The sequence below is a fragment of the Irregularibacter muris genome (genome assembly GCF_024622505.1).
GTDB classification, from domain to species: domain Bacteria; phylum Bacillota; class Clostridia; order Eubacteriales; family Garciellaceae; genus Irregularibacter; species Irregularibacter muris.
On sequence record NZ_JANKAS010000006.1, the window covers coordinates 31,148 to 48,973 of the forward strand.

Here is a 17,826-nt window from a genome sequence, read left to right on the forward strand (position 1 = left end):
CTTTACTAGTAGATCTTATATTGAAGGGTAAGATTTTCATTTTTTTCATTGAGGATTTGTAGATGGGTAAAGGCATGATTGATATTCCTGGAGAGTTCCTCCTTATTGGCCCCTTCAATAATCATAAAGCCCGCCCTGGCTGTGGCGTTTTCAATGACGGGAAGCTCTTTACCTTCTACAATATTGTAACCAGCATATAAGAGCCCTGGTAATTTTTTTAATTCCTTTACAGGAGTGATTTGCTTTACCCTACCAGCCCGGGCAAAAAATAGTTGGGTAGAAAGATACTTATTATTCTCTAAGATGCAGTAGGGTTCTATAGGGGAAGGCATTTTCCCCTTGAGGGAAAAATCAATGACCCTATCCAAAATATCCACACCTGTTAAATAGGGAATGAAAAGATCCTCATAGGCTCCTCCAATTCTACAGGCAATCTCATTAATAAGGATACCCTCCGCTCCTACTAGCAGTTGCACATATAGGGGGCCTTCCTTGATGCCGAAGGCTTTGGTGATATTGTCAACAAGGTTCTTCATGGTTGGGTATTCTTCCATATGCTTTGAAGGGAAGGCATGGGCAAAACATATGCCAATGTGCTTGGCTCTTTGGAAGGTTTCCCTATCGGTGATGGTCAAAATATGAGGAATTCCTTTTTCAACCCAGGCACTTATGGTGATTTCATCACTTTCATAAAACTCCTCTAACAATGCTTCCCTTTGTCGAGAAAAGCTTAGGGTACTTTGGATATTGTCCTTTATTTCTTGAGAACTATGGAGTTTATAAACTCCCCTTTGTCCCTGACTATCCAAGGGCTTAAGTACTACGGGGAATTTCATCCCTTCCCAATCCTTTTCCGTACAGTCTTGGTTGAGAAATCGGTACTTTACCGTGGGAAGATTGTGTTTTGTAAAGATGCCTTTCATGATTTTTTTATTGGTAACAGCCTCGGCAGTATCTATGTCTAAAAATTGAGGCAGATTTAATGCTGAGGCTACTCGGGAAACGGTATAGACAGGTTGGTCGGTGCCTAGGGTCATGACTCCATCTACTGAGTATTTTTTTGCCACTTCTATATTTCCTTCTACATCGAAGGTACTCACTACCTCATTGTACTTTGCATAGGCTCTTCCTGGTGCATCGGGATAATAATCGGTTAGCACCACCTCGTGACCCTTTTGTACGGCTCTTTTAATGCCATTTAATTGATTATTTCCTCCACCTAAAATAAGTAATCGCATATCCGTCCTCCTCTAGTGTAAGAGATTAAGTTAGTTCACTCGAAAGTCCTTTGGACTTTCCTGCTATTCTATAATAAAAAAATAATTTCATAAAAAGTTTTGCTAATTTTACAAAATTGTAATTAGACTTGCCATATTTTCTTTCCACATGCTGTACAGATACATTGCCTATATTTTTGGTAAATTTAAGGGTTATGGCTGTTAGGTAAACAAAGGGAGTATGGTCCGATAATATTCTGTCTACAGTTTTGCGATTAATCATTCGATAGCTTCCTATTTTAATATTTCTCGGCTTATTAAGACCTACCGTAAAGAAGACATCAACTAATTTGGAACCTAATTTTCTGTAAAAGGGATACTTTTTATTTTCCGGGATGCCATAGACCACATCATAGCCCTTATTGATTTCAGAGATGAGTAAAGGGAGATCCTCTGGTTGATGTTCTAGATCATCGTCCATGGTGATAATGAAGCTTCCTTTAGAAGCCCCCATCCCAATTTTAATGGCCCCTTGTTGACCATGATTTTCTTGAAGGGCAATGACATGAACTCTACTATCCCTTTCATTTAATTCTTTTAGTTTTTCCAAACTATTATCCTTAGATAGGTCATCTACTAGAATGATTTCAAAGGTTTGGTCTAAGCTTTCCAGGGTTTTAATGATCCTGAGCACAACTTCTTCTATGGAATGATGACTATTGTATACTGGTATGACTACACTAAAGCGCACATCTTTCAAGATATCTCCCCCAAAATTTCATGTAATTTTTCTACAACATAATCTAATTCTTTTTTCTCCATATCTGTATATAAAGGTAGCCTAAGCAGTGTGTCTCCAACTTTTTTGGTGGTAGGTAAATCTAAAGTTTGATACCCTAGGGAAAGGCCCATGGGAGAATGATGTAAAGGGACAAAATGGATAGTGGACTGAATATGATTTTCTTTTAATCTACTCATAACATCATCCCGGGTTTTTTTATCCTTAAGAAGAATATAAAAGTTATGATAATTGGACTGAAAATCAAGGGGAACATTTGTCATAGAAAGAAAAATGCCCTTATCTATGTATTGCTGTAAATGATGGGTATAAAATTCTACAATGATTTTTCTTTTTTTTATAATTTCATCGATATTCTGTAATTGGGCATAAAGCATGGCCATTAAAATGTCTGAGGGTACATAACTTGAACCCACATCAATCCAGGTATAACGACTAACTTCTCCTCGGATAAATTGATTGCGATTGGTCCCCTTTTGCCGTAGAAAATCTGCCCGCTTCAATAGAGCGGGATCTTTGATATTTATACTTAGGGCTCCCCCTTCCCCGGAGATATAATTCTTTGTACCATGAAAACTATAACATCCTATGTGGCCCCATGTTCCCAAGGGTTTGCCCCTATAAGTGGCACCCAATACCTGGGCGGCATCTTCGATAACATATAGATTATACTTTTCAGCTAGATGCATAATTTTATCCATTGGACATCCAATACCCCCATAATGAACAGGAAGGAGGGCTTTGGTATTTTCAGTTATTTTTTTCTCCATTTCCTCTAAATTCATAGTCAATGTATTTTCATCAATATCTACAAATACAGGTATTCCCCCCTGTAGCATTACTGCATTGGCTGTAGAGGAGAAGGTGTAGGAGGGCATGATGACCTCGTCACCAGATTTAATATTAATTAGCATCATAGCTAATTCTAGAGCATGGGTACCAGAGGTAGTGGTCAATATTTTGATACTTTTTAATCTGTTTTCCAATAATCGGGTTACTTTTTTGTCAAAAAAACCATCTCCGACTACACTACCCATTTCCAGTGCCTTAGTAATATATTCAACTTCATGACCAGTTAAATGTATTTTATTAAATGGAATATTCATAAATGAGGACTCCTAAAAAGTTGTTTTTGATGGATAATATGATGGGGCATTCCCAGCAATTTGAGTTTATTATAACATAAACTATTATTCGCGATAGGATTTATATAGAGCTATATTCTTAAGCTGGATTTCTTATACACCCTTGAAAGCTATATAAATCAATAGAAAGCTGAGAGTCATCCATTTATTGTCATAAGTTTATTTAATCTTCTATTAGTATTTGTGATGGCAATATAGGCATAAATCACCTTGATTTAGCCCACGTTTAGTTATAAAATTCACGATATATAAGAGTTGTACTCCTTAAATGGAGAGTTTGCTTTGTGCAGAGGTTTAGAGTTTGTTAATGCAGCCTAAAGCGTTTTAAATCAAGTGTTTGAGCGTAGAGAGTTTTTGATACTGCTGAAGGCAAATTTACAAACTCTTGACCTTGGAACATGAGAAAATCGGAATTTAATTAGCACAACGGACTAAGTTATGATGGTGCTTATCTATAAAAATTCATTGTAGTAAAATGATAAGATTGAAAGTCATGAATATGACCCATAAAATAAGTAGAGGAGAGATTAGGTTGAAGGGGATAATTTTAGCAGGAGGAGAGGGTTCCAGACTTTACCCTATTACCAAGTGTATGAGCAAGCAATTATTACCGATTTATGATAAACCAATGATTTATTATCCTTTATCTGTCCTTATGCTTTCCAGGATTAATGAAGTTTTAATTATTTCTGATTCTAAATATATAGGCTTTTATAAGGATCTTGTAGGGGATGGTTGCCATTTAGGGATGAAGCTTGAGTATAAGGCTCAGGAACAGCCAAGGGGGCTGGCCGATGCTTTTATTTTAGGAGAGAAATTTATTGGAGAAGATAATGTATGTCTTATATTGGGAGACAATCTATTTTATGGACAAAATTTTATTTCTAAACTCTTAAAGCTTTCCAGCATGAAAAAAGGAGCTGTAATTTTTGGGTATTATGTATCCTCGCCCAGGGACTTTGGAGTTGTGGAATTTGATCAAAATAATCGTGTGATATCCCTAGAGGAAAAGCCAGAATATCCAAAATCTAATTATGTGGTGCCAGGATTGTATTTTTATGACAATAGTGTAATAGAAAAGGCAAAGAATTTACAACCCTCTCCTAGGGGAGAATTGGAAATTACTGATTTAAATAATGCCTATTTAAAGGAAAATCAGCTTCATATAGAACTTTTAGGACGGGGCTTTGCTTGGTTTGACACGGGAAGTTATGATGGCCTGATGAATGCTTCAAATTTTGTCCAGACCATGCAAAAGAGAACAGGCCTTTATATCTCCTGTCCTGAGGAGATTGCCTATAGAAATGGCTGGATTGATAGGAGTAAGCTTGCTGCCCTTGGTCGGGAATATGAAAAGACAGATTACGGGCAATATTTACTTACTGTTGCTGGAGAAAAAGAAGAAAGGAGTAGGCCATGAATATTTTAGTGACGGGTGGAGCTGGTTTTATCGGCTCAAACTTTATCAAATATATGTTTTCGCATTTTGATTATTCCATTATCAACCTTGATAAGTTGACCTATGCAGGAAATTTAAAAAATCTAGAGGATGTTGCCCTGGATAAAAGATATCATTTTGTACAGGGAGATATTTGTGATAGGGAGTTATTAGAAGATGTTTTTAATCGCTATGATATAGAGGTGGTGATTAACTTTGCAGCCGAATCCCACGTGGATAGAAGTATAGAGGATCCAGAAGTATTTTTAAAAACCAATATTCTAGGAACCCAAGCCTTACTTGATACTGCTAAAAAGCATTGGAAGGTCGACCCTGATAATCAACACAGCAGAGAATTTAGACCCCATGTTAAATTTATTCAGATATCTACAGATGAAGTATATGGAAGTTTAGAGACTAAGGGGTTTTTCGTGGAAACTACCAATCTAGCCCCCAATAGCCCCTATTCGGCCTCAAAGGCTGCTGCAGATATGCTGGTTAGAGCTTATTTTATGACCTATGGTTTACCGACAAACATCACAAGGTGTTCCAATAATTATGGACCTTACCAATTTCCTGAAAAGTTAATCCCTTTAATGATTAACAATGCTCTGAAGGACAAAAGCTTGCCTATATATGGAGACGGGAAACAAGTTCGTGACTGGCTATACGTAGAGGATCACTGTAGGGCTATAGAGGCTGTGCTCCATAGGGGGAGAATAGGGGAAGTGTATAATATTGGGGGAAATAATGAAAAACAAAATATTGAGATGGTAGAGATTATTCTCAAGTATTTAAACAAAGGGGAGAAACTAATTACCCATGTGAGGGATAGACTGGGTCACGATATAAGATATGCTATAGATAATACGAAGATAACTACAGAACTTGGTTGGAGTCCTATGTATAGTTTTGAAGAAGGAATAGATAGAACCATTAGCTGGTATATGAAAAATAAAAATATCTTCCTAGGGCCCTAGGAAGATATTTTTATTGTGGAGCAAAATCTTAATAACTTTCTGCTATTTCAATATCTTCTATAGAAACTAATTCTCCTTCAGAAGCTGCTACCACTACAGAGGCAGAGGCATCCCCGACAATATTGACCGTGGTTCTAGCCATATCCAGAATTCTGTCAATACCTGCTAGAAGAGCGATCCCCTCTAAGGGAAGATTTACCGATTGAAGAACCATAGTGAGCATAACCAGTCCAGCACCAGGAACTCCTGCTGTGCCAATAGAAGCCAAAGTGGCTGTCAGTACAATAGTCAATTGTTGGGCTAAGGAAAGATCTAAGCCATAGACCTGGGCTACAAACAAAGCACATATCCCTTGGTAAAGAGCCGTACCATCCATATTAATGGTAGCCCCTAGGGGAAGGACAAAACTAGATATACTTTCGGATACCCCAAGGTTTTCTTGTACATTTCGCAGGGTTACCGGTAAAGTACCGGCACTACTACTGGTACTAAAGGCTACGGTAGCTGCTTGGGAAATACCCTTAAAGAACCTTAAGGGACTCATCTTAGCAAAAAGCTTTACTGCAGAGGAATATACTACCGCCGAGTGAATAATAGCCCCTATATAGACGGCTGCAATTACCTTAATAAGAGGAAGAAGGACTGAAGGCCCATTGGTTGCCACTACAGGTACAATTAAAGCAAATACACCATAGGGAGCTAAGGTCATAATAAACCCAGTAATCTTATACATTACTTCTGCCAAGGAGTCAAAAAAATTGTACAAGGGTTTGCCCTTTTCCCCTAGGACCGCAATAGCTATCCCAATAGATAATGCAAAGACAATAATTTGCAGCATATCTCCGTTGACTAGTGCTGCAATGGGGTTAGTAGGCACCATATTCAGTAAAGTTTCAGTCAAAGAAGGAGCTTCTACCGCTTCCACAGAGGCGTCTATGGGTATAGTTAGTCCAGCACCGGGAGTAAATAAATTTCCTAATATAAGTCCGATGATTACAGCTACACAGGTGGTGGCTAAATAATAAAGCATGGTTTTTCCGCCAATTCTTCCCAATTTTTTGGGATCACCAATACTGGCCGCTCCTACAACAAGAGAAGAAAGCACTAAGGGAACAATAATCATTTTAATAAGGTTTAAAAATAGTGTCCCAAAGGGGTGGATATAATCGGTAGCAATATGGGGTGATCCAGTTAGGAATAATCCTAAAATAATACCGGCTATTAAACCGAGCAATATTTTCGTTGTCAGTTTCAAATAAAATCCCTCCTTTAATTGAAATATAATTCAATTTATACCCGCCTATTAACAAAAAAATTACATATTTTATCTATTTAATCATATTTTTTTGTAAAAAACAACCTAAAAGTTTTGCTCTTAAACAATATTTCTAAAGATCATTACTGATATTTCTAATAATGTCATAATTGGAATCTTTACTTTCCACAAAGGCTTCAACAGGGGTCTTTATATTATCCTCATTATGGAAATTTACTAAGGTGTTTTTTAGACTTTCCCATAAATCTTTGGGCATATTTTCCCGAGCAGCGATAACATCCTTTGGTATGGGATCTGTTTTTATAATGATTTCCAATTGATCCATAGGTAACCCTTGTTTAACAGCCAGATCAAAGGCTTCACTATAGGTTGCACCGGCCTCTACCTCTCCTGAAAGCACAGCTTGAATGACCTTATCATGGCTTCCTAAGAAAATAGTTTTTGATAAATCCTCATCAAAAAGATTGTTCTCTGCCATGATGTTTTTGGCAAAAAGATAGCCTGATGCACTATTTTTATCTACGTATCCAAAGGCCTTACCCTTTAAATCATTTACCCTATGAATGCCACTATTTTTCCTGGCTATGATATATCCCAGGTAAGAATCTTTACCATTTACTACAGGGGTAACCAATGGGATAATATTGCTTTTTTCCTTTGCTTTTACATAGGCAAAGGGGGAGAACCATCCTATATCAATCTTGCTATCCCTTATCCAATTATTTAATGTCTCATAATCTTTGACAATAATGGTACGGGCTCGACAGCCAATTTCTTGACAGGTTTTGGATAGAATAGGTGCATACATGTTTTTTATGTTTTCTGGTGAAGTAAAGGGGTTAACCCCAATAATAATTTCGTTATTCTCTTTTACTTTGACGATATTTTCTTGGAATTTCTCAGAAACAACTTCTAGTTTATTGCCATAATCAATGATTTCCTTATTTTTGCTTTGCTGCATTTCTACAATTTTTAAAAGTTCAAATAACATATTATGGGTTTCTTCAACGGCAGCTGCTGTTGAACGGGATTCCCCATTGATCTCTTTAGCGGAAATAAGCTGCCTACCAGAGATCTTTTTCACATCATTAAAGGAATTTTTTATATTATTAATAATTTGTTCGATATCCGAAACCACAGCTGAAGATTCCTTAGCGATCGCCTCTGTTTGATGGACTTCTCTAATCATTTTCTCGATAGATCCATGGGTTGTATTGATATCTTTATGAATCTGATTAACCACATTTTCAATTTTTTCAGTAGCCATATTGGTTTCTCCAGAGAGCTTTTTAATTTCCTGTGCTACGACAGAAAAGCCTCTTCCGGCATCACCGGCTCGGGCTGCTTCAATAGATGCATTAAGGGATAACAAATTAATCTGATTGGATATTTCTTGTATATACTCAATAATTTTGTTTATCTCCTGGGAAGATCTATATAGACTTTGGTGACTTGAGGAAGTTTCTTCTATAGATTGTGTAAGGTCCAACATAGATTCTTGAATACTCCCTAAAGTGTTTTTATTTTCTCCCAGCATAGTATAAGATTTATTGGATTCTGCTTCTGCATCCAAAATAATGTTATTTAAATCATCAGAATGGACAACAAACTCTTCCATAGTGGCGGTTATTTCCTCTGCACTGGCAGCATTTTGTTCGCCATATTCTTGAATTTTATAGAAAAACTTTGCAAGGTTTTCAAATGCTTTTATATTATTAATAGATAGCCATAATAATTGTTGAATATCAAAATTCATGGATTCAGATAGATCGAAAAGTTTGCCGATAACTTTTCGATTGGTTACGGAAGATTTATCTTTTTCTGGGTCGGGCTTGTCCAAAGTTGTTCCCAGATCCATGAAACCATCTAACTTTAAAATGATGAAGGTAATGAAGAAGGTTCCTATTATAGAGAGTAGTAAATATACCCATCCAAAAGGAATAAAAAAATAAAGACCCATTTGCAAAAGCAAAACCCCAATACAAAAAATTACTTTACTCATTAAACTATTCAAAGCGATTCCCCCATCCCTAAGATTGAATAAATGTAAAGGCATAACATCATTAATTTGAATGAACCCTTTAAGCATAACTTTAGATAGACATGTTTTTTCCTCCCTCCTTTAATTTTTAAAAGCACGATTTTATTTATCCCCAAATAGAAGATTTGAAATTATATTATTAAACCCTTCGATATAAATATTCAAAGTCCTCTTGGTTAAAAATAAAATTTTCCATTATGTAACAGCTAATGTTAGAAGTAAAAATAATCCCTAGAATAGATTGGTAAAAAGGATCAAGTGCAAATAGTTTTTTAAACTAAAATGGGAAAAAGTATCAAGTAATTAAATACTTAACAAAGTTTGCACCAAATTTAAACGTTTACATTTTGGCATGATATTTGCAATAATTTATGGCAGGAGTGGAACACAAGTAAATTCATTTTATCAATTAGATGGATGGAAATTAGAAATACCCATAGTTTAATCCAGACAATCCTGTCTGTTGATTAAAATAAACACAAAATATTAAGGAGGTGGAACAATGAAACATCTTGGTACAATTATTGGAACGGCAATAGCAGGTATTTTTGTTATGAGTGTTTGGGGAGCCTTTGCCGATGCTTATGGAATTGGAGGTGGATGGTTCGCAGGATTTATTATCATTGGCACCATGTGGTTCTTAAACCATTCTGTAGGTCTATTAAACAACGGAGGAGCCTTTGTAGACATGGCAGCAGGTATAGGAATGGCAGGAACCATGAGAGACGTATTTATGCAAGGCGGAGAAGCCTTTACATCATGCCTACCAACTTTGGTTGTTGTATTAATTGGGGGTATGGCTGGGGGTTTTGTAGCTGCAAAATGTGAGCAATATTTAGAAAAGAAAAAGGCTGAGCCACAAAAGGCAGAGGCATAGAAATCAAAAATTAAATCGAAATGAAGGGGGGATTATCAGTGACATTTCAAAATATAGTGGCAACCTTTGCAGGAGCATTTATTTTCCCATTTCTTATCAGAATGCTATGGGGAAAAATGGTTGAAAACTGGGGAAATATCGGCGGATGGATGGCAGCGGGCTTTATCGTTGGAACCACATGGACGCTAAACCATGGTTTAAATATGATATTCCAAACAGGAGCATGGATAGACATGGCTTGGGCAGCAGGAATAGGACTTTTCGTTGCATCATTGGTTAGTGGAGATAGCTTTTCCAAAGGTTTCCCAGATTATATTTCTGCATTAGTTGGCGGTACTTTAGGCGGATTTATCTTATCCTGTTTTCTGTAATATAACGAAATTATATTAAAATTTATACCACCAAGTAAGATCCACTACCATTTTAAATAAGATAGAATCATGGTATTGTACTATAGGATGATACACTTCAAATATCGTAGAAACAAGAAAATAAACAAGGGGGATAATTATGGAGAAAAAGTTTATCATGGCGTTAGACCAAGGCACTACCAGTTCAAGGGCTATATTATTTAATCACGAAGGTGAAATTGTTAGTGTTGCTCAAAAAGAATTTACCCAAATCTATCCAAAGGCTGGATGGGTAGAGCACGATGCAATGGAAATATGGGGAAGCCAAAGTGGAGTAGCTAGGGAAGTTTTAGAAAGAGCTGGGGTTAGTCCAAAGGAAGTGGCTGCCATCGGTATCACAAACCAGAGGGAAACCACTGTAGTATGGGATAAAAATACAGGAAAACCCATATATAATGCCATCGTTTGGCAATGTAGAAGAACAGCTTCCACCTGTGACGATTTAAAAGCTAGGGGACTTGCAGAATATATTAAAGATAATACCGGATTAATTATCGATGCCTATTTCTCAGGAACAAAAGTTAAATGGATTCTTGATAATGTAGAAGGGGCTAGAGAAAAAGCCGAAAAAGGGGAATTATTATTTGGTAATATTGATACTTGGCTTATTTGGAACCTTACTCGGGGGAAAGTACATGTAACGGATTATTCCAATGCTTCTAGAACCATGCTTTACAATATTAAAGATCTCAAGTGGGACGAGAAGATATTAGAAGAATTAAATATTCCAGCATCTATGTTACCAGAAGTTAAACAATCCAGTGAAGTTTATGGATATACTGATGAAGCTACCTTTGGCGGAGCTATGATACCTATCGCAGGTATAGCAGGGGATCAGCAGTCAGCATTATTCGGTCAGGCTTGTTTTGAAGCGGGTATGGCAAAAAATACTTATGGAACGGGCTGCTTTATGTTAATGAATACAGGGGAAGAAATGGTACCCTCCAAAAACGGCCTTCTTACCACTATTGCTTGGGGAGTAGATGGCAAGGTTGAATATGCCCTAGAAGGAAGTATATTTATAGCCGGAGCCGTTATCCAATGGTTAAGAGATGAGTTAAAATTAATTGACCATGCCAAGGATAGCGAATACTTTGCCACTGAAGTTGAAGATAATAATGGGGTATATTTAGTCCCTGGTTTTGTAGGATTGGGAGCCCCCCATTGGGATATGTATGCGAGAGGAACCATGGTAGGATTAACTAGAGGGGCCAATAGAAATCATATTATCCGAGCTGCTTTGGAGTCTATTGCCTATCAAACTAGAGATGTTTTAGAAGCTATGCAGGAAGATTCAGGGATCAATCTTCAAGCCTTAAAGGTAGACGGTGGAGCCGTTGCCAATAACTTCTTAATGCAATTCCAGTCTGATATTTTAGGTGTTTCAGTAGACAGACCTGAAGTAACAGAGACCACTGCCTTAGGTGCTGCTTATCTAGCAGGGTTGGCTGTTGGATTCTGGGAAAGCAAAGAACAAATCGGTAAGAAGTGGGCCATTGATAGAACCTTTAAGCCAGAAATGGGCGAAGACCAAAAAGAAAAATTATTTGCTGGCTGGAAAAAAGCAGTAAGCAGAGCTATGAAGTGGGAAGAAGTAGAAGAACAATTAGCCGTAGATGAGGCAGCAGCTTCTGAAGAATAGAAATCTATGAAAACATTTACAGTAAATTGTAAATATGATAGAATGAATTAAAAGTTAATTGAGGGCTTAGAGAAGATGGAAAGCCACACTAAAGTTTACCTATGGGGAGATAGGTAAGACTTAGTGTGGCTTTTTTTCTACAATAAAAAAGTTGGTTTTCAGCGCAAGAGACCAAATTTTGCTATTTCATCAGAGCGGCGTTAGCCGCTTTCTTGTACTATTTTTCAAGGACTTTGAGGAAGAGAAGATCGGAATCTAGGGAATACAAATTTTCATAGGAAAGAGAGGGTTTTCATGTACGATATCGTTATTATCGGAGCGGGAATTATAGGGACCTTTATTGCAAGGGAATTATCTAGATATAAATTAAATATTGCATTAATCGATAAAGAAAATGATGTGGCTAATGGTACCACTAAGGCCAATAGTGCCATAGTACACGCAGGATTTGATGCTAAGCCAGGGTCAAAGATGGCAAGATTTAATGTAGAAGGTAATGCAATGTTTGACAAAATTTGTAATGATCTTGATGTAGAATTTAATCGAATAGGATCTTTGGTTATCGGTTTTAGTGAAGAAGAGATGAAGGAACTTCAAAAGTTATATCAAAGAGGATTGGAAAATCATGTTCCAGATATGGAAATTATAGATAAAAAAAGAGTAAAAGAGCTAGAACCCAATATCAGTGACAATGTAGTAGGGGCACTATATGCTGCTACTGGTGGGATTGTTGGGCCCTGGGAAATGGCCATTGCCTTAGCTGAAAATGCCATAGAAAATGGAGTAGAGCTCTTGTTGAATCATGAAGTAAAGGATATACAGAAAACCCAGAAAGGATATGAACTTTTAACCAGTGAAGGGCCTATGCAGGCTAAGTGTATTATAAATTGTGCTGGGGTATATGCAGATCATATCAATAATATGATAGCAAAACCGACCTTTAAGATAAATCCAAGAAGAGGACAATATTTTGTGTTGGATAGAGATGCAAGGAATATTGTCAATACCGTAGTATTCCAATGCCCCACCAAACTAGGAAAGGGTATATTGGTCACCCCCACTGTTCACGGAAATATCCTAGTAGGCCCAGATGCTGAAGATTTAGATGATAGGGAAAACCTGAGTACCACAGCAGATCGGTTGGAATATATCAAGGAGATTGCAAAACTGACTATGGAGAAAATACCCTATCATATGACCATAACAACCTTTGCAGGATTGAGGGCAGAGCCTAGTACGGGAGATTTTATTATAGAAGAGTCTAAGGATGCAAAGGGTTTTATCAATGTTGCGGGCATTAAATCTCCTGGCCTAACCTCTTCCCCTGCTATTGCCCAATATGTTGTCGGTCTGGTGGGGAAAATTCTAGGCAACTTAGAAGAAAAAGCTGAATTTAATCCTACAAGAAGAAAACTAATAAGATTTGATCAGCTTAGTCAAGAGGAAAAAGAGGAGACCATCAAAAGAGATTCAAGATTTGGCAGAATTATATGTAGATGTGAACATATTACAGAGGGAGAAATTGTCGACATCATCAAAAGAAAGGCTGGAGCCACTACAGTAGATGGGGTAAAAAGAAGAGCGAGACCAGGAACGGGAAGATGTCAAGGAGGCTTTTGTGGCCCCAGAGTTGTGGAAATATTGGCAAGGGAATTAGGCAAGGATATGGCTGAAATCCTAAAGGACGGGAGAAATTCCAATGTTCTGACAGAAAAGACCCATAAGGGAAGTGACGGTAGCGATGTAAAAGAGTGGGCAGCCGTTTCAATAGAAAAATAAGGGGGGAGTCAAGTGCTAAATTATGATATTGTTGTGATCGGAGGCGGTCCAGCTGGGCTGGCAGCGGCAATAGAAGCAAAGAAAAGTGGGATAGATAGTATTTTGGTTATTGATCGAGATAGGGAACTGGGAGGCATACTTCAACAATGCATACACAACGGTTTTGGACTTCATGAGTTTAAAGAAGAACTTACAGGACCAGAATATGCAGAGAGATTTATCGAGCAATTAAAGGAGCTTGATATTGAATGCAAGTTAGATACTATGGTAATCGATATTACCCAAGATAGATTGATCCATGCCATTAATACAGAGGATGGCTATATGACCATTCAGGCAAAAGCCATTGTCTTGGCTATGGGTTGTAGGGAAAGAACAAGGGGGGCCATCGCCATACCTGGTTCTAGACCAGCAGGGATATTTACCGCAGGGACAGCCCAGAGATATATCAATATGGAAGGTTATATGGTTGGTAAAAAGGTGTTTATTTTAGGCTCAGGGGATATTGGACTAATCATGGCCAGAAGACTTATCTTAGAAGGGGCAGAAGTAAGTGCCGTAGCAGAAGTTATGCCCTATTCCGGAGGCCTTACTCGAAATATCGTTCAATGTCTAGAGGATTTTAATATCCCCTTGCTTCTAAGTCATACCATTGTTGATATTAAAGGAAAGGACAAGATTGAAGGGGTTGTCCTATCCAAAGTAGACAGCCATAGAAAACCTATAGCTGGAACAGAAAAATATTTTGAATGTGATACCTTACTTTTATCTGTAGGATTAATACCAGAGAATGAACTTTCTAAAAGTGCAGGTATAGAAATGGATCCAGCAACCAATGGTCCCATAGTCAATGAGTCCATGGAAACTACTGTGGAGGGGATATTTGCCTGTGGAAACGTAGTACATGTTCATGATTTAGTAGATTATGTCAGTCAAGAGAGCAGACGGGCAGGAAGTAATGCAGCCAAATATGTAAAGGATATGCTTATAAGAAACGGAAGTACCCTACAAGCTAGGCCTGGTGATGGAGTAGGTTACATTGTTCCCCAGATTATCCGTACCGATAACCTAGAAAAGAATTTGGATTTATTTATGAGGGTAAAGAATGTATATTCCCATGGAAAATTAGTCATAAGAGTAGACGGTGTTCCAGTGAGAGAGATTAAAAAGAAACACATGGCCCCTGGTGAGATGGAAAGAATTAAATTGGATTTAGAATTGCTTAAAGATAAAAATGACTCTATATTATCCGTTGAGGTAGAAAAGGAGGTGGTATGATGGAAAGGAAAAACATGATTTGTATAGTTTGTCCCATAGGCTGTCATCTTGAAGTGGAGCGTATCGATGAGAAAGTTATTGTCACGGGCAATCAATGTAACCGAGGTCAGGCATATGGAATCAAGGAGCTAACTAATCCAACCAGAGTTTTAACTTCCACAGTAAAAGTAAACAATGCCCACCTATCGAGATTACCCATAAAAACAAAAGGAGGGGTACCTAAGCATAAAATCAGTCAATGTATAAAAGAAATAAACAGTGTAGAATTAAATGCACCTGTAAAGTTAGGACAAGTTGTTATAAAAAATATCCAAGGAACTGGTGTTGACGTAATTGCTTCTAGAAGCATATGAATAAACACAGGAGGGATAGGATGAAAATAATAGAGATTGGAACCAAAGGGGAAACAAACAGGGGGCTGCAAAAAAAGTATAATGAGCAGCAGATACCCCATGGATTAGACTATTCTCTCTTATTTGAGTATTGTGACCAAGGGATTTGTGTAACAGATGAATTTGGAAATATTAAATACATCAATGATCATTATTATAGACTATTTTATCCTAAGGGTGTTCCTATGGAGAAGAAAAATATACTAAAAGATAATCATGATAAGATCATAGTCAATGCCTTCAGGGATAGAAAAAGCACACAAGGTACCCTTGTCAATCAAGCAGGACTCATTATTTCCGAGGTACAGGCTTGGCCTATGTTTTCCAAAAATCAATTTAAAGGCGTAGTAGCAAGTTATGGAATTAGGGAAAGAGATGCAAATAGATCAACTAAGATATATGAATTGAAAGGAAATGAGATTATGGGTTTAAAGGGGCCCTTTAAAGAAATCATTGGGGAAAGTGAAAACATCAAAAAAGTTTTGTTAATGGCACAAAGAGCTTCTCAAATCACTTCCACTGTTTTGATTAGAGGAGAAAGTGGTACAGGCAAGGGATTGGTAGCGGAAGCCATCCACAAATATAGCCAAAGAAAAGATCAGCCCTTTGTGGTGGTTAATTGTGGTGCCATCCCCTCTACTTTGTTAGAATCTGAATTATTCGGACACGAGCAGGGAGCCTTTACAGGTGCTATAAGAAAGAAAATAGGAAAATTTGAATTGGCCCAGGGTGGAACGATATTTTTAGATGAGATAGGGGACCTTCCTTTAGAAATGCAGGTTAAACTCCTAAGAGTTATTCAGGAAAAAAGATTTGAACGGGTAGGAGGCAATGAGACGTTAGAGGTGGATGTAAGGATAATTTCTGCCACCAATAAAGATTTAGAAAAAATGGTGAAAGAAGGAGATTTTAGAGAGGATTTCTATTATCGTCTAAATGTTATTCCTCTATGCCTGCCTAGTTTGCGGGAAAGAATGGAAGATATTTCTCGACTGACCAAACATTTTGTCTGCAAAATCTCTCAGGAGATGGGAAAAAGCCCTGTGGAATTTAGTAGAGAAGCCTTAGAGGCCATGAGCCAATATCATTGGCCTGGCAATATAAGGGAGTTAGAAAACCTAATTGAAAGAATTATCGCTTTATCGAGTAAAGAGATCGTAGAGATATATGATTTGCCTGATTATATCTCTAATATCTATGAGTTTGTAAGTTCGGAATCCCCTGAAACTGGACTGATCAATATGAATAATAAGGGCTGTATAGCTACCCTTGAGGAATACGAAAAGGAAATTATTGAGTCGGCTATCAACAAGTTTGGCAGTTTTAATGCTGCAGGGAAAGCCTTAGGCATAACCCATAAAACCGTGGCCTTTAAAGCACGAAAATATAAAATAATAGATTAAAAAAAGAGATGGGGCACGATATCCCGTGCCCAAGGAATCTCTGACGGTCAAACTCTAGGAAGAATATGTAAGAGCTTCTAGAGTTATTATTTGACTTCCAATCTTTGGGAATTTTCCCATAAACCATGAATATTGCAATAACTTAGAGCATAGAAAGTACCAGATTCTTTAAGAGCTAATTCAGTCTTTCCAACATAGTCAGTATATACGTCATACTCTCCGTTAGCGCTAAAATTAAAGTCAGCAACTTCTACAGGGAATTTTACACTATCTGGCTTAAAGAATACCTTAATCCATACAATATGATGTTCCAAAGTATTTGGATGGGAAATTTCATCTCCGATAGAAATCCCTAACTCAAATTTTTCATCGGCTCCAACACTTTCAGGTACGTGAATAACAGGAACATGTTTTTCACCCTTCCAATCTCCAGTTTGTAATAAGCCTGCTAATTTTTCCATACTATATTCTCCTCCTAAAATCAATTTAATTACTAATATAGAATATACCCAGAGAGGAAAAAATAAAACATAATATAAATATTGAATCGATAATCTTTGTATAATATAATAGTCTTGTTGAAATCAAGAAATGAAGGAGACGAGACATGAGCCTATATCAAGAGTGGAAAAAAACGATTACTGGTCATACAACCCAAGAGGAACAAATGGAATTTTGGGATGTTTTTTGCAAACAGGAACAAGGAATATACCAAAGTATCTTAGATAAATCTCAGAAAAACATCCAAGGCAAGGTTAGTGAATTAGCCAAAGAGTACAATATGAGCGAGGTATATTTTTTAGGATTTTTAGATGGCATAAATGATAGTATCCTAACTCCAATGGATGTAGAATCCTTAGATGGGGATTCAACCATTGATATTGAAATAGATTTTGAAAAACTATATTACAATATGCACGCCGTTCCAGCTGAGTGGCTATATACTTTGCCAGAGTGGGACAATATATTAAGTGAGGAAAAAAGAAAAGAGATTGCAAAACAACAAAAAAGAGATAAAACCATTGTGAAAGAACAAAAGATAGGGAGAAATGATCCCTGTCCCTGTGGTAGTGGGAAAAAATATAAGAAATGTTGTGGAAAATAATAGTAAGGGCTATAAAAGATAATCTTTTATAGCCCTTCTTGTAA

General features: G+C 37.3%; 16 protein-coding genes. 10 read left to right on the forward strand and 6 right to left on the reverse strand.

All coding sequences use genetic code 11. The annotated features are described in order from the left end of the window. Positions 1–5 precede the first annotated feature (5 nt). Genes NSA47_RS08085 through rffA form a run of 3 tightly spaced genes read right to left on the reverse strand, consistent with a single transcriptional unit; the run spans position 6 to position 3,122 of the window. Entirely contained in the window at positions 6–1,238 is a 1,233-nt protein-coding gene (locus NSA47_RS08085) for an ATP-grasp domain-containing protein (RefSeq protein ID WP_257530775.1), read from the reverse strand. Positions 1,239–1,263: 25 nt separating this feature from the next. Then, positions 1,264–1,968 (reverse strand): glycosyltransferase family 2 protein, encoded by a 705-nt coding sequence (locus tag NSA47_RS08090; protein ID WP_257531034.1) that lies wholly within the window; start codon positions 1,966–1,968, stop codon positions 1,264–1,266. A gap of 5 nt (positions 1,969–1,973) precedes the next feature. After that, positions 1,974–3,122 carry a dTDP-4-amino-4,6-dideoxygalactose transaminase gene (gene rffA / locus NSA47_RS08095; RefSeq protein ID WP_257530777.1) on the reverse strand — a complete coding sequence of 383 codons (1,149 nt, stop codon included), beginning with the start codon at positions 3,120–3,122 and terminating at the stop codon, positions 1,974–1,976. 571 nt (positions 3,123–3,693) lie between these two features. On the opposite strand from rffA, the gene rfbA reads away from it, so the two are divergent. Further along, complete coding sequence (gene rfbA, locus NSA47_RS08100; protein WP_257531036.1) at positions 3,694–4,581, forward strand: glucose-1-phosphate thymidylyltransferase RfbA; 888 nt, start codon at positions 3,694–3,696, stop codon at positions 4,579–4,581. Continuing rightward, a complete protein-coding gene (gene rfbB, locus NSA47_RS08105) occupies positions 4,578–5,579 on the forward strand; it encodes a dTDP-glucose 4,6-dehydratase (RefSeq protein ID WP_257530779.1) in 1,002 nt (333 codons plus the stop codon). Before rfbA ends, rfbB begins: the two co-directional genes overlap by 4 nt. Before the next feature lie 28 nt (positions 5,580–5,607). Here the strand turns inward: rfbB and NSA47_RS08110 are convergent, their stop codons facing one another. Together NSA47_RS08110 and phnD are read right to left on the reverse strand one after the other, a co-directional pair. After that, entirely contained in the window at positions 5,608–6,834 is a 1,227-nt protein-coding gene (locus tag NSA47_RS08110; protein ID WP_257530781.1) for a dicarboxylate/amino acid:cation symporter, read from the reverse strand. A gap of 133 nt (positions 6,835–6,967) precedes the next feature. Beyond that, a complete protein-coding gene (gene phnD / locus NSA47_RS08115; protein WP_257530783.1) occupies positions 6,968–8,869 on the reverse strand; it encodes a phosphate/phosphite/phosphonate ABC transporter substrate-binding protein in 1,902 nt (633 codons plus the stop codon). A 529-nt stretch (positions 8,870–9,398) separates the two neighbouring features. Between phnD and NSA47_RS08120 the strand changes: the two genes are divergently transcribed. The 7 genes from NSA47_RS08120 to NSA47_RS08150 all read left to right on the forward strand — a co-directional run bounded on the left by NSA47_RS08120 (position 9,399) and on the right by NSA47_RS08150 (position 16,677). Then, complete coding sequence (locus NSA47_RS08120) at positions 9,399–9,773, forward strand: Lin0368 family putative glycerol transporter subunit (RefSeq protein ID WP_257530785.1); 375 nt, start codon at positions 9,399–9,401, stop codon at positions 9,771–9,773. 38 nt (positions 9,774–9,811) lie between these two features. Then, positions 9,812–10,144, forward strand: coding sequence for a Lin0368 family putative glycerol transporter subunit (locus NSA47_RS08125; protein ID WP_257530787.1), 333 nt, complete (start codon positions 9,812–9,814; stop codon positions 10,142–10,144). Positions 10,145–10,283: 139 nt separating this feature from the next. Further along, a complete protein-coding gene (gene glpK, locus NSA47_RS08130; RefSeq protein WP_257530789.1) occupies positions 10,284–11,825 on the forward strand; it encodes a glycerol kinase GlpK in 1,542 nt (513 codons plus the stop codon). Positions 11,826–12,119: 294 nt separating this feature from the next. Beyond that, positions 12,120–13,604: an NAD(P)/FAD-dependent oxidoreductase gene (locus NSA47_RS08135; protein ID WP_257530791.1), complete on the forward strand. Its 1,485-nt coding sequence runs from the start codon at positions 12,120–12,122 to the stop codon at positions 13,602–13,604. A 12-nt stretch (positions 13,605–13,616) separates the two neighbouring features. After that, positions 13,617–14,882, forward strand: coding sequence for an NAD(P)/FAD-dependent oxidoreductase (locus tag NSA47_RS08140; RefSeq protein ID WP_257530793.1), 1,266 nt, complete (start codon positions 13,617–13,619; stop codon positions 14,880–14,882). Continuing rightward, positions 14,882–15,235, forward strand: coding sequence for a DUF1667 domain-containing protein (locus NSA47_RS08145; RefSeq protein WP_257530795.1), 354 nt, complete (start codon positions 14,882–14,884; stop codon positions 15,233–15,235). Before NSA47_RS08140 ends, NSA47_RS08145 begins: the two co-directional genes overlap by 1 nt. Positions 15,236–15,255: 20 nt before the next feature. Continuing rightward, positions 15,256–16,677, forward strand: a complete 1,422-nt coding sequence (locus tag NSA47_RS08150; RefSeq protein WP_257530797.1) for a sigma-54 interaction domain-containing protein — start codon at positions 15,256–15,258, stop codon at positions 16,675–16,677. 86 nt (positions 16,678–16,763) lie between these two features. Here NSA47_RS08150 and NSA47_RS08155 read toward each other — a convergent pair whose 3' ends face one another. Continuing rightward, on the reverse strand, positions 16,764–17,138 hold the full coding sequence (locus NSA47_RS08155) for a class II SORL domain-containing protein (RefSeq protein WP_257530799.1): 375 nt from the start codon (positions 17,136–17,138) through the stop codon (positions 16,764–16,766). A 146-nt stretch (positions 17,139–17,284) separates the two neighbouring features. On the opposite strand from NSA47_RS08155, the gene NSA47_RS08160 reads away from it, so the two are divergent. Beyond that, positions 17,285–17,782, forward strand: coding sequence for an SEC-C metal-binding domain-containing protein (locus NSA47_RS08160; protein WP_257530801.1), 498 nt, complete (start codon positions 17,285–17,287; stop codon positions 17,780–17,782). The last annotated feature ends 44 nt before the right edge of the window (positions 17,783–17,826 follow it).

Bases quoted from the DNA above. Each gene is read 5' to 3' on its own strand.
- glpK (WP_257530789.1), top strand. From the start codon at position 10,284: ATGGAGAAAAAGTTTATCATGGCGTTAGACCAAGGCACTACCAGTTCA.
- rfbB (WP_257530779.1), top strand. From the start codon at position 4,578: ATGAATATTTTAGTGACGGGTGGAGCTGGTTTTATCGGCTCAAACTTT.
- NSA47_RS08155 (WP_257530799.1), bottom strand. From the start codon at position 17,138: ATGGAAAAATTAGCAGGCTTATTACAAACTGGAGATTGGAAGGGTGAA.
- NSA47_RS08160 (WP_257530801.1), top strand. From the start codon at position 17,285: ATGAGCCTATATCAAGAGTGGAAAAAAACGATTACTGGTCATACAACC.
- NSA47_RS08150 (WP_257530797.1), top strand. From the start codon at position 15,256: ATGAAAATAATAGAGATTGGAACCAAAGGGGAAACAAACAGGGGGCTG.
- rffA (WP_257530777.1), bottom strand. From the start codon at position 3,122: ATGAATATTCCATTTAATAAAATACATTTAACTGGTCATGAAGTTGAA.
- NSA47_RS08145 (WP_257530795.1), top strand. From the start codon at position 14,882: ATGGAAAGGAAAAACATGATTTGTATAGTTTGTCCCATAGGCTGTCAT.
- NSA47_RS08135 (WP_257530791.1), top strand. From the start codon at position 12,120: ATGTACGATATCGTTATTATCGGAGCGGGAATTATAGGGACCTTTATT.
- NSA47_RS08085 (WP_257530775.1), bottom strand. From the start codon at position 1,238: ATGCGATTACTTATTTTAGGTGGAGGAAATAATCAATTAAATGGCATT.
- NSA47_RS08120 (WP_257530785.1), top strand. From the start codon at position 9,399: ATGAAACATCTTGGTACAATTATTGGAACGGCAATAGCAGGTATTTTT.